Raw genomic sequence first — 14,230 nt, 5'->3', positions numbered from 1 at the left:
CGGGCCCCACCGGCGTGAGACACGCAGCCCAATTACCCGGCGCTCGCGCCGACGGGGCGTCTGGTGCGGACAGGTATGTGGCCGGCTGGAGCGGTCGACCATGCCCGCCTTGCCGTTCTCTCGGTATCGCTCGGCCCAGCGGCGGGCCGTGGTGACCGAGACGTTGAACCGTTCGGCGGCTCGGGCGGGCGTCCAGCCGTCCTCGACGACACACCGAGCCAGGCGCAGTCTTCCCGTGGGCGTCAAAGTCGCATTAGCGTGGGACACGAAGACCTCCGTTGTGGATGTGGGTGCTTGGTCGCTTCCACACCTCACACGGAGGTCTTCCTCATTTCATCTCGCCATGCCGACGGGTGACACAACCTGCGTGGTCAATACAGCTAGAGAGTCGATGTGTGAGATCGGCGTCTAGATCTCTCCGGACCCTGCTGTGCGGAACGACCGGATTCCGTCCGCCGTCCGCAGATTGAAGTTGCAGCTGACGCCGGAGGGAATGGGAGCCACGGCCTCTGGAGGGGGAGCCGAAGTCGTCGTCGCTTCTAGGCCCCGAGGACCCCCACCCACCGGCACCGTGACTAGAACCTGTTCGCGATACCCGTCAACTGTCGTATCAATAAGCGTGCAGAGGATTTAATGCACTCGGCGGGCACTAGACCGACCCCAGGCTCTGTGAGCTGGACAGTGGATAGTTGCCATGGTCATACCAACCGCAGACCGGCACCCGAATCTAATCGAGTGCATGATGGAACACTTCAACGCGTCCGGATCAGTGGTGGGCGCCGCCGGGGTGACTGAGATTTCACAGGTCTACCAACTCGTCGCGTCCCCATAGTTGCCGTCCAGCTCGTTTCATATACCGCTTCCATGCCGCCCAGTGGGTGGACGCCTCTTCGTCGTCCCAGTTCACTTTCCGCTTGCCCGCGAGACAATCGCGAAGGCGCGCTCAGGCAGCTCCGGCCGACAACGGGACGCGCGCCCTCGCTGGGCCCCTATAGTGCAGGAATGGCAGCCGACGACTACCTCTTGAAGTCCCCGGACGCCGGGCGAATGGGCAAGGCCGCTGAATTGCTCGTCGCGGCCACCTGCATCCTGCAGTCCCGCGCACGAATCAACGTGTCGACCTCAATCATCGACGACGAAGGCGTCGACCTCGTCTTTCACCTGAGGGAACACGCCGCCACTTTGGCCGTCCAGGTCAAAGCAAGAATGTCTGATGGTCTAGTGGTGAAGCGGCAGCGCTTCCAGGCTAATGTTCGCAATTCGTCCTTTTATCCCCGTCGCGACCTGGACATGCTGTTCGTCTATGTGGATGTGACGCGAGGTTCGATTGCGCAGTCCTGGCTGGTGCCGAGCCCGGACTTCGAGGCGAACACCACCGTGAGCGCCAAGGGGCGGCGCGTGTTCTCGGCCTCGATGTCTGAGGGAAGTCACGATAAGTGGTCGGAGTACAGACTAACGGAAGGTGAACTGGCCCCCAGGGTCGTGCAGCGGTTGGAATCAGGAGACCTGTGACAGGTAGGTGGAACGGCAGCACCTGCCCCGCCAATCAACCGAGTATCGATTTGGTTTTCTGCAGAGTGGGACGTACGTTTGTCGACGCTAGCGACGCGGGGTGGAGCAGCTCGGTAGCTCGCTGGGCTCATAACCCAGAGGTCGCAGGTTCAAATCCTGTCCCCGCTACACATTCACTCAAGCCCGGTTTCCTGTTGGGGGAGCCGGGTTCGTGTGCTTTCCGCGCCCAGGGTGTGCCGTCCTCGACCCGGTGCAGGGCCACCACCGTCTTGCCGGTCCCGGGTCCGCCGTCCACGATGAACGAGCCCCGGGCATCGGCGCGGATGATGGCGTCCTGATCGGCCTGGATCGTGGAGAGCACATCGCGCATTCGGCCGGTCTGCGCTTCGGACAAGCTCGAGACGAAGGCCGAGAGGTCATCGGGGCTGAGGTGAGAGGAGACCTCGTTGTCACCAAAAACCTCATCCAAGTAGTCGACGATGCGCCCGCCCGACCACCGCTACCGTCAGCGGTACGTCACGCCCCTCGGGTCGGCGAACGTCGCGGCGAAGAACCGCTCGGCGGCCGGGGTCCGCCAATCCACAAGGAGGGGAGTGCCGGCCGCGTCGGTGAGGCCGAGGCGGCCCACTTACACCGGTGGGGTCCCGACTCGGCGGAGGCGGGGTCAGCGGTGTGCACCGGGTGAGCCCTGAACGGCGCTACTCTCGTCTCGTCGCCGTGTCGCGTATCCGTGCTTTCGCCGAGTCGGCGAGTGCACGCCAGTTCGAAGGATTCAATTGCTCTCTCACGCTCATCCACTGGACGCGCCATGACCACAGTCAGGTGGACCGAGAGCGGCACCCAGCGCAGCGGGTTCTGGCGCTCCGAGAACGCCGCACCGGCGCCGACTGGAATCGTCGTGATCACCGACGACATCTCCGCAGACAAGGCTCTCCGAATCGCCCAGACAGGCTCGAGCCTGCTGTGGCGGGGAGACTTCCAGAACGCCCGGCAGCTCATGCGCGCCCTCGACCGTCGCCTCGAGAAGCGGGAGTCCCGGTCACCGCAATCCACCGACCCAGGAGAGGTGTTCCTCGCCAATCGGAAAGCGCGAGCACAGCGTGCGGCGATCTTGGGCAAGATCCTGATCCCCCTGCAGGCCGATTACACAGTTAGATTGCGCCGAGCGCCCGACGCGCGCCAGGCATGCGCGCACGCCTACGGGCAGCCGGTCGACCGGCCCGACGACGAGTCGAGCGAATTCGTCGGCGACGAGATTCTCGTCTCGCTGCCCGAACTCCTCGGAGTGATCAGCGCCCACGAATGGCACCGCAAGGGCATCGAGGTCGGCGCCCTGGGGGCACGGATCCATCCCGCCCACGGAGTCTTCGCCCCCACCCGCGACGAGTACATCGACCTGGTCGCCGACGCCCCCTGGCCGCAGGGCGTCAGCCACCCCGTCGTGTGGGACATCGGCACCGGGACAGGAGTGCTCGCGGCGGTGCTGGCCCGGCGCGGGGCCCGAGAGGTGGTGGCAACCGACATCAATCCCCGCGCAGTCCAGTGCGCCCGGGACAACGTGAATCGGCTAGGGCTGGCGGACCGCATTGCGGTCGCACAGGCTGACCTGTGGCCCTATGACGACGCCGACGCCGACGACGACGCGGCAGGCGACTCCGGGCGGGCCGACGTGGTGGTGTGCAATCCGCCATGGATTCCCGGGCGTCCGACCTCGGCGCTGGAGCAGGGGATCTATGACCCGGACTCGGACGTGCTGCACCGATTCCTCAGCGGGCTCGTCGATCACCTCACGCCGCAGGGCGAAGGATGGCTCATCCTGTCCGACCTCGCCGAACACCTTGGACTGCGCACTCGCGATGACCTGCTCGACCGCATCGCCGCCGCTGGCCTGACCGTGTTCGGGACTAGCGAGACCACGCCACGTCATTCCCGCGCCGCAGACAGTGCTGATCCGCTGCACGCGGCGCGGTCGAAGGAGCGCACCATCCTGTGGCGGGTGGCGGCGAGGCGGAGCACCTAGTTGAGGCGGAACACGTAGCGGAAGCTGAGCACCTAGCGGAGCCGACGCACCTCGTCGAGGCGGATCACCTAGCGGGGCCGGCGCCCGCCGAACGCCCAGACGAGGGCATGCACCGCGAGCAACGGGGCGATGAGCACCACCGCGCCCCAGCCCGTGGTGGCGACGGGCATCCAGTCGTCCCAGGATGCGCGCATGGCGCCGAGGAAGTCCCCTCGCTCGGACTCGGCAGGCTCAGGCGAGTCGTGCCCGGCGTCGGCGCCCCGGGAGTCGGCGAAGAGCCCTGCCACGTCCGCACCGTCTGCCGCGACGTGGAAATCGGCGGGCCGAGGGGACTGCGAAGCGGAGTGCATGCCCGGGATTCGACGCCGGGGTCGCTACGGATTGGGTGCGGTGCCGGGCGGCAAGGGAGGACCTCGTCGTCGTCGCACTATCCGCGCCACCACCGCATTTTCCGCACGTAGGCTGGGCGACGCCCCGCACCCCACCCGAGGCCGAGGATGCAATGCCATGGACAGCGTGACGGACAGGACGGTTCCCTCCGCGTCCGCGAGAAACCCAACCGGCGACGACCGCGCACCCCTGCTCCCGCCCGGACCGCCGCTGCCCAGTGCGATCCAGGGCCTGGGTTTCGGCCTCGCCCGGCGCAGAGTGCTCCAGCGCCTGCAGGCGAGATACGGCAACGCCGTCACCGTGCACCTGCCCATCTACGGGCGCGCGGTGATCATCTCCGACCCCGCCCTGGCCAAGGAGCTCTTCACCGCCCCGCAGCAGTCGCTGACCAACGTCGACCCCAATCTGGGCCGGGTCCTGGGGGAGCAGTCGATGTTCGCGCTCGAGGGCACCGACCACCGCCGGCGCCGCAAGCTGCTCACCCCACCTCTGCACGGCAGGCGCATCAAGGGCTACGAGGCGGTCGTGGAGGAGGAGACCCGGCGCGAACTCGACTCGTGGGTCGTCGGCAGGCCGTTCGCCTCCATGCCGTCGATGACGCGCATCACGCTGGACATCATCATCCGGACGGTGTTCGGCGCCCGGGACGACGAGCTCGTCACGCTGCGCCGCGTGATCCCGCCCATGGTGGAGGCCGGCTCGGCGGTGGTGATCACCCCCGAACTGCCGGTCCGCGTGGGCGCTGTGGGCGTGGGGTCGTTGGGCCCGCGCGGTCGGTTCGCCCGCTACAAGACGGTGTACGACGACGCGATCAACGCCCTCATCGCCCGCGGCCGCCGCGACGACCGACTCGACGAGCGCGACGACATCCTGGCGATGATGCTGCAGAGCACCTACGACGACGGCTCGGCCATGACGGACGAGGAGATCCGCGACGAGCTCACCGCACTGCTCGTGGCAGGACACGAGACCACCGCGACGACGCTCGCCTGGGCCCTGGAGCGGCTCAGCCGGAACCCCGCGGTGCTGGACGAGCTGGTCGCCGAGGTCGACGCCGGGGGGACCGACTACAGGCACGCGACGATCCTGGAGGTGCAGCGCAGCCGGCCGGTCATCGATCTCGTCGGACGCCACGTGCAGGCTCCGCACCTCGACCTGGGCCCGTGGCGCATCCCGCGCGGGTACAACGTGTTGGTCGCGATCTCGCTGCTGCACGACGACAGCGCGCACTTCGCCCAGCCCGAGCGCTTCGACCCGACCCGCTTCCTCGACACCACGCCACCGCCGGCCTGGCTGCCGTTCGGCGGCGGGACCCGGCGATGCATCGGCGCGGCGTTCGCGACCATGGAGATGGACGTCGTGCTCCGCACCCTGCTGAGCATGTACGAGATCGTCCCGACCACCGAGCGGGACGAGAAGTGGCACTCCCGCGGCGTCGCGTTCGCGCCCCACCGAGGAGGGCGGATCACCGTCCGGCGTCGGTGAGCCGGGGGCATCGCCGGTGACCCGCTGTCATCGCCGGCGGCCAGCGCATCACGTCGGATTCACGCACGTGACGGGCACCGGGTGCGCAATGATGGTGGCGGCGATCTGACCAGGGATGACCACCAGTGACGACGAGGTGTGGACATGGCCAGCAACACTCCATCGGATTCGACAACCCTCACCGGGGACGGACAGCACGTCCCCGGCGACCCCACCCTCACCGGGCTTGCCTTCGCGGACAGTGGATTCGACGGCCAGTTCCTCCGCGTGCTGGACACCATCCCGTCGGGCGGGGCCGACGTCGGGGAGGCGTTCATCACCGCGCGCAGAATCCCCGACGGGTACAGGGACGCCTGGAACGCCGAGTGGAACGCGCTCGGCGAACGGATCCTCGCGGACGCGGAGGCGAGCCTCGCCGCCGGCCACCGGGTGAGCGCGCGTGAGGGCTTCCTCCGTGCGACCACTTACTTCCGTATCTCCGGGGTCTTCATGTACGCGCCCCCGATGGATCCTCGGTTCGTCTCGGCGAACGCGCGTCAACGGGACGCCTTCCGCCGGGCGGTCGAGCTGATGGACCATCCCTTCCAGCAGGTCACGGTCCCGTATGAAGGGACCGAGCTTGACGGCTACTTCGCGACCCCGCCCGGCCCGGGACCGTTCCCCACGGTGATCCTGGTCGGCGGGTACGACGGCACGATGGAGGAGACGTACGTCGCCGGCGGTGTCGCGGCGCTGCGGCGCGGCTACGCCGTCCTCATGATGGACGGCCCCGGCCAGGGCGCGGCGCTCGTCGAGCGCGACCTGCACTTCCGACACGACTGGGAGGCGGTCGTCACCGCTCAGGTCGACTGGCTGGTCGCCCGTCCGGAGGTCGACGCCTCCCGGATTGCGGCGATGGGCCGCAGTTGGGGTGGCCACCTCGCACCCCGCGCCGCCACAGCCGAGCACCGCCTCGCCGCCGTGATCGCCGACGCGCCGCAGTACGCCCCGGGGGCCAACGCCTCGCTGCTGCTCCCCGAGGCGTACCGCGACGACCTGGACACCGGGGAGGCCGACGACGACCTCAACGCGGCGGTCCGCGCCGGGATGGAGCAGTCCCCGGGCCTGGCCTTCTCGGTCGGGCGGGGGATGCTCACGCACGGATGCGCGACCCCGGTCGAGTACCTGCGAGATCTGACGCAGTTCACTCTGGTGGGAATCGCGGACCGCATCGACTGCCCCGTGCTGTTGACCGTCGGCCAGAACGACCCGCGCGTCGTCGACGCGCAGAGCTTCTTCGACGCCCTCACCGCGCCCAAGACGATGATCGAGTTCACCAACGCCGAGGGAGCCGGCGAACACGACGAAGCCGGGGCGGCGGTGCTGTTCTCCCAACGCGCGTTCGACTGGCTCGACACGGCGATCGGACCGTAGGACCGGCGGTCTGCCGGAAGCGTCCTGGTCACGTACGACCTGCCGGAAGAGCGGACCGTCCTCGTCATGGTGCGATCTGTAATCCGAGAGTTGGAACCACCTGATCTGTCTACGCAATGTGGTCTCACACGACTCGCTTGCTTCCTGCGGTCGGGGGCCTTCAGTTCCCACGGGCGGCCGGTAACCTGTAGCTATGACGAGCACCGCCCCGACTCCCGAATCGCTCGCAATGCGCGAGCTGATCGAGGCGCGTGATGACGAGTTCCGTGCGCTCCTGGCGAAGTACGCGGCTACTAGACCAAGGCTGTTCGGTTCGGTCGCGCGTGGCACCGCGCAGGCGGGAAGCGACATCGACATCCTGGTGGACATGGACCCGGCCGACGGCAATCTCTTGATGCGCGCCTCCGGTCTGTTAGAGGAAGTCCGTGCGCTATTCGGCCGCGACGATATCGACGTCTTCCCGTCGCAACTACTTAAGCGAGCGATCTCAGAGTCGGCGCTCCGGGACAGCGTCGCGTTATGAGTCGCGAGTCCGATCAGCGGATCGACGACATCCTGCGGGCCATCAATCGATGCCAGCGGTACGTACGCAGACTGGACAACCATGACATCGACCTCGTCCTCATGGCCGAGGAGACGTCGTGAAGACACACCTACCGCCTCTTGCCGAAGCGCTGAGTCAACACCAGCGTGGTCCTGAATCGATCTCTACGGTGTGACGGAACGCCTCTCGCGGGGTGCTGCCCGCACCGACCGCCCAGACAGTTGTGTCCGGCCGCCCTCCTAGACTGGCTGCACGACCCCTGCCGACCGCTGACCCGAGGAGACCGTGTGGACTACGCGGCGATCGACGCGTTGCGTGAACGACATCCCGCGTGGCGAATGCTCCGCGCCACCCATGCGCCGCTGCTGCTCTCGTTTCTCGGACGGTTCTTCGTGGATGAGGGGCACGGTGCCAGCCCGGAGGGGGAGATCATCGACGCCCTCGACGACGAGCTCTACTTGCGCAACGGCGAGGATCCCGAGAACCCGCGGTTCAAGCGGGCCGCAGCCGACTATCTGGCCGAGTGGGCGTCGATCGACTCGGGGTTTCTCCGTCGCTTCTATCCGCTCGGCACCGACGAGATCCACTATGACGCCACACCCGCGCTGGAGAAGGCGTACTCGTGGGTCCAGAGCCTGCACGCGCGGCCTTTCGTCGGCACCGAGTCGCGACTGCAGACCGCGATCGAACTGCTCCGCCAGATCGCCCAGGGCACCGAAGTCGACCCGGAGATCCGTCTCGCCGAGCTGCAGCGGCGAAAGCAGGAGATCGAGCGGGAGATCGAGCAGATCGAGGCCGACCCTGAAGCCGGATTGCTCGACATCACCGCCGTGCGCGACCGCTACCAGCAGTTCTCCTCCACCGCCCGCGAACTCCTCGCCGACTTCCGCGAGGTGGAGGAGAACTTCCGCGCACTGGACCGCTCGGCCCGCGAACGCATAGCTACGTGGGAGGGCAGCAAGGGCGATCTGCTGGAGGAGCTCGTCAGCGGGCGTAGTCGCATCGACTCCTCCGATCAGGGACGCAGCTTCCAGGCGTTCTACGACATGCTCCTGTCCTCGTCCGGGCAGGAGGAACTCTCCGCCCTGCTCGAGCGGCTCACCACGATCGATGAGCTGAAGGCGGACCGCAGCATCCGCACCGTGCACCACGGGTGGGCCGAGGCCGCCGAGCGCACCCAGCTGACCGTCCGCCAGATCTCCGAGCAGCTCCGCCGGTTCACCGACGATCAGATCTGGCTGGAGAACCGTCGCGTCCTCGACCTGGTCCGCGAGATCGAAGGGACCGCGTTGGCGCTGCGCACAGGCGCACCCCCGGAATTCGGTCTCGAGTTGGAGCAGGCCGGCGTGGACGTGTCGCTACCCACCGAACGACCGTTGCACAGTGTGCGGCCCGCGTCCGAAGTGGACAGTCTCCTGCCGCCGGCCGAGCAGGAGGACGTCGACACCTCCGTGTTGGCCGAGCAGGTGATCGTGGACCCCGCCCGCCTCGCCGCCAGGTTGCGCAACCTCGTCCCCGAACGCGGTACGGCATTGCTCGAGGACGTCGTCACCATGTACCCCGTCGAGCACGGCGCCGCGGAACTCGTCGGCTACCTCGCTCTGGACACCGACGACATCGAGGTGACCACCGACGAGCAGGAGGAGACGGTGATCGAGTACGACGAGGCCGGCCGGTCGATGCGGGCCCGGATGCCGCGCGTCGTGGTGAGACGCCGGTGAACCCGGACGAGAGGGCGGTCGCGACCAGCGCCATCCGCCTCATGCAGGGCGTCGTCTACCAGGAATCGGACGCATGGGAGGACCTTCTCCGCCATCGTGGCGCCGTTCGCGACCACTTCGCGGTGATCGGGCTCGACGTGGTGATAGACGACGACGAGGGCTACGCCTATCTGCGCACCACCGAGCCGCAGGACGGTGACGAACCGCTCCCGCGTGTGATCAGACGCCGCGCGCTCACCTACGCCGACAGCCTTGTGCTGGTGCTGCTGCGCAAACGGATGGTGGAGTTCGAATCCGCCGGCGACCAGGGCCAACTGGTGCTCACTCAGGACGAGATCATCGAGATGATCCGGCTCTTCCTGGCTCACAGCACCGACGAGGCCCGAGTGCTCAAGCAGGTCGACACGTCAATCAACCGCCTGGTCTCGATGGGATTCCTGCGCCAGCTCCGAGGCCGGCGGGACACCTGGGAGGTGCGCCGGATCCTCAAGGCCTACGTGGACGGTCAGACCCTGTCCGACTTCTCCGCCAAACTGGCCGAGTACGCCGACGGGGGTGCAGACGATGAGTGAGGGCCTGTTCTCCTCCGTCGACCTCGCTCCACAGGGACGTCCCGGGTTCCGGTTGGTCCGGCTCGAGGTGCTCAACTGGGGGACCTTCGACAAACGCGTCTGGCAACTGGAACCGGATGGGGAGACATTGTTGCTCACCGGCGACATCGGCAGCGGCAAGTCCACGCTCGTCGACGCGGTAAGCACCCTCATGCTCCCCTCGCACCGGATCGACTACAACAAGGCTGCGGGCGCCGCGCGCAAGGAACGCACTCTGCGCTCCTACGTGGAAGGCCACCACAGGACCGAGCGCAACGAGTCCACCGGCAGCGTGCGACCGGTGGGGCTGCGGGACCGACGGTCGTATTCGGTGATACTCGGCGTCTTTGTCAACGAGGGGTACGACGACGAGGTGACCCTCGCCCAGGTCTTTCAGCAGCTGGACGCCACAGGACAACCCTGGCGACGCTTCGTCACCGCCGACCGGGCGATGTCGATCGAGTCCCACTTCACCGACTTCGGCTCTGATCTGGGCGACCTGCTCAAGCGCCTCCGACGCGACGGCGCCACGGTGGAGAAAGACTTCCCGCCCTACGGTCGTGCCATGCGGCGCCTGCTGGGCATCCGGTCCGAACAGGCCATGGAATTGTTCCACCAGACCGTCTCGATGAAGGCCGTTGGCGATCTCAACGAGTTCGTCCGCACGCACATGCTCGAACCCGCGGATGCCTCCGAGCGGATCGAGGGGATCATCCGGCACTTCGAGGACCTCACCCGGTCCTACGATGCCGTCCAACGGGCCCGCGCCCAACTCGAGGCACTGGAACCACTGGTCGCCTCGATCAGCCGGTACGAGAGCGCGGTCGAGCGCCTGGACCGTCTCCACGAGGAACGCGTGGCGATCCGCCCCTACTTCGCCGAACTACGGATCGAGCTGCGCCAGGCGGAGATCGAGCGGGTCCGCGCCGAGGTCACCACCATCGCCGCCCAGCTGGAGCAGGTGCGCACCGAGTTGCAGGCCCTCGGGGCGGAGCGCGACCAGCTCCTCGCGGCCCGGGCCGAGGCGGGCGGTAGCCGCATCGGCGAGCTGGAACGCGCAGCCCGCGACGCGGGCGCGCAGGCCGAGGAGCGGAGAACAAGGCGAGAGCGGTTCGAGGACGCCGTCGCGAGGGCCGGCCTCGACCCGGTCGGCGACGCCGCCGGATTCGCGGACCTCGCCGTCCAGGTCGGTCGGGCGCAGGCAGAGATCGAGACGCAGATCGCCGAGCTCAAGGAGCGGTACGACGCGCTGGTCCTCGGGCACGGTGAGGAGAAAGCGCAGCTCCGCGAGGTGCAGGAAGAGCTGGACAGCCTCGCGACCCGCCGCAGCAACCTGCCGACCGAACAACTCCAGGTGCGGTCCGCCCTCTGCGCGGAACTCGGAGTGTCGGAAGAGGAGCTCCCGTTCGCCGGCGAGCTTTTGGACGTGTCCGAAGAACACGCGCAGTGGCGGGGAGCCGCCGAGCGCGTGCTGCGCGGATTCGCGGTGTCATTGTTGGTGCCGCAGCGGTACTACGCGGACGTCGCCGAATGGGTCAACGCCCGCCGGCTGACCGCCCGGCGCTCCGACGGTCGCGAGATGGGGGTCCGCCTGACCTACGAGCGGGTCCCGGAGCGGCACCTGCCCTTGCAGCGCCCCCATTCCGACGGACTGCTGCTCGCCGACACGGTGGAGATCGCCGACACACCGCTGCGCGGGTATCTGAGCAAGGAGTTGTTCGCCCGGGCGGACCATCTCTGCGCCACCACGGTGGAGGAGTTCCGGCACGCCGAGCGGGCGGTGACTCGCGAGGGCCAGGTGCGGTCCAGAAATCATCACGTCAAGGACGACCGGCGGTCCGCGGCCGATCCCCGCGGCTGGGTGCTGGGCTGGCGCAACGATCAGAAGATCGCCGCACTGCAGGATCGGCGCGGCGACCTCACCCGTTCAGTGGAGCGGCTCGCCGCCCAACTCGAGTCGGTGTCGCGGGAGCAGAACGAGGTGGGGGAGCGGCGCACCGCGCTCTCGCGGGTGGCGGACTATCCCTCGTGGCGGGATCTCGACTGGGAGGACGCCCGGTCGCGGGCGGATGCCGCCGATGCCGAGCGTCGTCGCCTGCTCGAGGGCAGTAGTGAACTGGCCGAGATCGACAGACGCGTGGCGGAGGTCGACACACGAGTGAACGAGCTCGGCCAGACCAAGGACACTCTCGGCGAGGCGAAGGGCAGTGGAGAAAGCCGCATCGCCCAGGAGAGCAGTCAGATCGACCGCGACCGGCGCAGCCTCGACGAGCTGACGGCGGACATCCGCGCAGCAGCGGCGGACATCTACCCCAGACTCCGGACACGACAGGGCCGCGCGGGGTCGACGACCGCGGATCAAGCCGAACTCCACGAACGACGACTGTCTGACGAAATCGACAAGGAGACCGGCCAGACCCAGCGCGAACTCAACGGCTACACCACCAGTTTGCAGCAGGGTATGGCGGAGATCCGGCGACGCTGGCCGGAGCAGACCACCGAGATGGACGCCTCGGTCGACGCGCGCGGGGAGTACATCCGCTTCCACGCGCAGGTGGCCCAGGACGATCTGCCGCGCTTCATCGCGGAGTTCGAGGAGCAGCTCAAGAAGAACGCCATCCGCGAACTCGCCGGCTTCCACAACTGGCTGCAGCGCCAGGCCGATGACATCCAGCAGAAGATCGAGAAGATCAACGAGGCACTCGGAGCGATCGACTTCAATCCCGGACGCTTCGTGCGCCTGGATCGGGAGAACACGGTCAACCAGGATGTGCGGGAGTTCCGAGCCGACCTGCGAGCGGTCACCGACGACACCCTCGGTGGCGACGACCGCTACTCCGAGCAGCGGTACCAGGAGGTGCGGGCTATCCTCGAGCGACTACGCGGCCGTGAGGGCCACAGCGATACCGACAAGACGTGGCGGGCGCGAGTCACGGACGTGCGCAACTGGTACACCTTCTCCGCCTCGGAGCGCGACCGCGAGACCGACGAGGAGTGGGAACACTACCGCGACTCGGACGGGAAATCGGGCGGGCAGAAGGAGAAGCTCGCCTACACCATCCTCGCCGCGTCGCTGGCGTACCAGTTCGGCCTGGAGTGGGGCGCGGAGAAGGCCCGCGACTTCCGCTTCGCGGTGATCGACGAGGCGTTCGGTCGCGGCTCCGACGCCTCCACCCGGTACGCCCTCGAGCTGTTCGCCAAGCTCGGGATCCAGCTGCTGATCGTCACGCCCCTGCAGAAGGTGCACGTGATCGCACCGTATGTGCGCTCCATCGGGTACGTGGACAATGTGGAGGGCAGATACTCGCGGCTCGTCATGATGTCCACCGAGGAGTATCACCGCCAGCGCGGCAGCGCGTGATGGTCGCCGGCGCGCGGAAATGGGCCACACCGGAGATGGTCCGGGAGAAAGTGCACAGGCGGTGGGTCGACGGCACCCTGCTCCGGGCTTTCGCCCGCGGTGAGGCTCTGATCCCGCTTGAGGTTCCACTGGGACCGCCGAGGGCGGCAGAGATCGGTGGACGCTTCGGTGAGGTGCAGGACTGGATGGCAGCACTCGAGGCGGGCAGTCGCGACGGCAGCCGATACACCCTGCGGTACACGGCGGTAGGCGGCCGGAGAGTCGGACGCAATCAGATCCCCACTCATGCAGTGGTGACCCGGTTCGACCAGGCCTGGGCGTTGCTGGGAGTCCGGTCGCAGGTGTCCATCTTCGAACAGATGCTGGCGGAGGCCCCGGACGCCGCGGTGGCGGACTGGCTCCTTGCCAGACCCGTCGCTGCGCTCGAGTATGCACAGGAGTGGCCGCAGATCCTCGCGGCGTACCGCTGGCTCGAGGGCGCCCGCGGGTCGGGCAGGTACCTGCGGCAGATCGATGTCCCTGGGGTGGACACCAAGGTCGTCGAGAGTCACCGGACGGTGCTCGCAGGACTCCTCGGGGTGTCGCGCAACGCCACCTCGTTCCTCGAGGATCTGGGTCTGCGCACCAAGCCCCAGTACGTTCGGTTCCGCATGGCAGGGAGCGTCGCGCCGGCTTCGGTCACCGAACTGTCCGTGCGGCCGGAGGAGCTCGACGGACTCGGCATGTCCGTGACCACTGCCGTGATCGTGGAGAACGAGATCACCTACCTCACGCTGCCCGTCCCGGACGCCGGGGTGTTGATCTGGGGGAAGGGATTCAACGTGGCCCGTCTCGGTCGCTGGGACGCTCTGCGTGAGGCCGACGTGCACTACTGGGGCGACCTCGACACCCACGGCTTCGCCATCCTCCATCGGCTGCGCACGCATCTACCGCCGGTGCGGTCTTTCCTCATGGATCTCGAGACCCTCCACGCGCACCCTCGACGATGGGGACAGGAGTCCTCACCCACCAGCGCTACACTCGATCGACTGACGGCGGCGGAGGCGGCGGTCTACGACGACCTGGTCTCCGATCGCTACGGCGAGCGCGTCCGGCTGGAACAGGAGCGGATCGACTGGGCCTGGGTCCTGGAGCGATTGCCATACCGACCAGACGAGGCATGAGCCCAGGGCCACCGGTTATGCCCCGTAACGA

Annotated in this window: 12 protein-coding genes, 1 tRNA gene and 1 pseudogene; 11 read left to right on the top strand and 3 right to left on the bottom strand. The window is 67.7% G+C overall.

Annotated elements, in window-relative coordinates:
• Positions 1–267 (bottom strand): leucine zipper domain-containing protein (locus H483_RS38385; RefSeq protein WP_152427854.1); only part of this gene is annotated, 267 nt, incomplete at its 3' end.
• 735 nt (positions 268–1,002) lie between these two features.
• Between H483_RS38385 and H483_RS24020 the strand changes: the two genes are divergently transcribed.
• Positions 1,003–1,512, top strand: a complete 510-nt coding sequence (locus H483_RS24020) for a hypothetical protein (RefSeq protein WP_017835811.1) — start codon at positions 1,003–1,005, stop codon at positions 1,510–1,512.
• A 94-nt stretch (positions 1,513–1,606) separates the two neighbouring features.
• Positions 1,607–1,680, top strand: a tRNA-Met gene (locus H483_RS24015).
• Between the two features lie 79 nt (positions 1,681–1,759).
• Here the strand turns inward: H483_RS24015 and H483_RS39970 are convergent.
• A pseudogene (locus tag H483_RS39970) lies at positions 1,760–2,140 on the bottom strand (AAA family ATPase); the annotation flags it as partial.
• 180 nt (positions 2,141–2,320) lie between these two features.
• Here H483_RS39970 and H483_RS24010 point away from each other — a divergent pair.
• A complete protein-coding gene (locus tag H483_RS24010) occupies positions 2,321–3,532 on the top strand; it encodes a class I SAM-dependent methyltransferase (protein WP_017835809.1) in 1,212 nt (403 codons plus the stop codon).
• A 68-nt stretch (positions 3,533–3,600) separates the two neighbouring features.
• Here the strand turns inward: H483_RS24010 and H483_RS24005 are convergent, their stop codons facing one another.
• On the bottom strand, positions 3,601–3,882 hold the full coding sequence (locus H483_RS24005; RefSeq protein ID WP_017835808.1) for a hypothetical protein: 282 nt from the start codon (positions 3,880–3,882) through the stop codon (positions 3,601–3,603).
• A gap of 157 nt (positions 3,883–4,039) precedes the next feature.
• Here H483_RS24005 and H483_RS24000 point away from each other — a divergent pair, with 157 nt between their 5' ends.
• The 8 genes from H483_RS24000 to H483_RS23970 all read left to right on the top strand — a co-directional run bounded on the left by H483_RS24000 (position 4,040) and on the right by H483_RS23970 (position 14,199).
• Positions 4,040–5,407 carry a cytochrome P450 gene (locus H483_RS24000; RefSeq protein ID WP_017835807.1) on the top strand — a complete coding sequence of 456 codons (1,368 nt, stop codon included), beginning with the start codon at positions 4,040–4,042 and terminating at the stop codon, positions 5,405–5,407.
• Between the two features lie 144 nt (positions 5,408–5,551).
• Positions 5,552–6,820, top strand: a complete 1,269-nt coding sequence (locus tag H483_RS23995; protein ID WP_017835806.1) for a S9 family peptidase — start codon at positions 5,552–5,554, stop codon at positions 6,818–6,820.
• Between the two features lie 193 nt (positions 6,821–7,013).
• Positions 7,014–7,343 carry a nucleotidyltransferase family protein gene (locus H483_RS23990; protein WP_031264551.1) on the top strand — a complete coding sequence of 110 codons (330 nt, stop codon included), beginning with the start codon at positions 7,014–7,016 and terminating at the stop codon, positions 7,341–7,343.
• Positions 7,340–7,465, top strand: coding sequence for a hypothetical protein (locus tag H483_RS40370; protein ID WP_017835804.1), 126 nt, complete (start codon positions 7,340–7,342; stop codon positions 7,463–7,465). Before H483_RS23990 ends, H483_RS40370 begins: the two co-directional genes overlap by 4 nt.
• Positions 7,466–7,651: 186 nt before the next feature.
• Complete coding sequence (locus H483_RS23985; protein ID WP_017835803.1) at positions 7,652–9,085, top strand: DUF3375 domain-containing protein; 1,434 nt, start codon at positions 7,652–7,654, stop codon at positions 9,083–9,085.
• The gene (locus H483_RS23980; protein WP_017835802.1) at positions 9,082–9,657 is read left to right on the top strand and encodes a DUF4194 domain-containing protein; all 576 of its coding nucleotides are present in this window, start codon (positions 9,082–9,084) and stop codon (positions 9,655–9,657) included. The genes H483_RS23985 and H483_RS23980 overlap by 4 nt, the downstream gene beginning before the upstream one ends.
• Positions 9,650–13,036, top strand: coding sequence for an ATP-binding protein (locus H483_RS23975; RefSeq protein WP_017835801.1), 3,387 nt, complete (start codon positions 9,650–9,652; stop codon positions 13,034–13,036). Before H483_RS23980 ends, H483_RS23975 begins: the two co-directional genes overlap by 8 nt.
• Entirely contained in the window at positions 13,036–14,199 is a 1,164-nt protein-coding gene (locus tag H483_RS23970) for a Wadjet anti-phage system protein JetD domain-containing protein (RefSeq protein WP_017835800.1), read from the top strand. The genes H483_RS23975 and H483_RS23970 overlap by 1 nt, the downstream gene beginning before the upstream one ends.
• The last annotated feature ends 31 nt before the right edge of the window (positions 14,200–14,230 follow it).

This window comes from Dietzia sp. UCD-THP, assembly GCF_000349585.1.
In the GTDB taxonomy this organism is placed as follows: Bacteria; Actinomycetota; Actinomycetes; order Mycobacteriales; family Mycobacteriaceae; genus Dietzia; species Dietzia natronolimnaea_A.
Note: the sequence above shows the minus strand (reverse complement) of the source record. Positions and strands in the feature narration are given on the sequence as shown.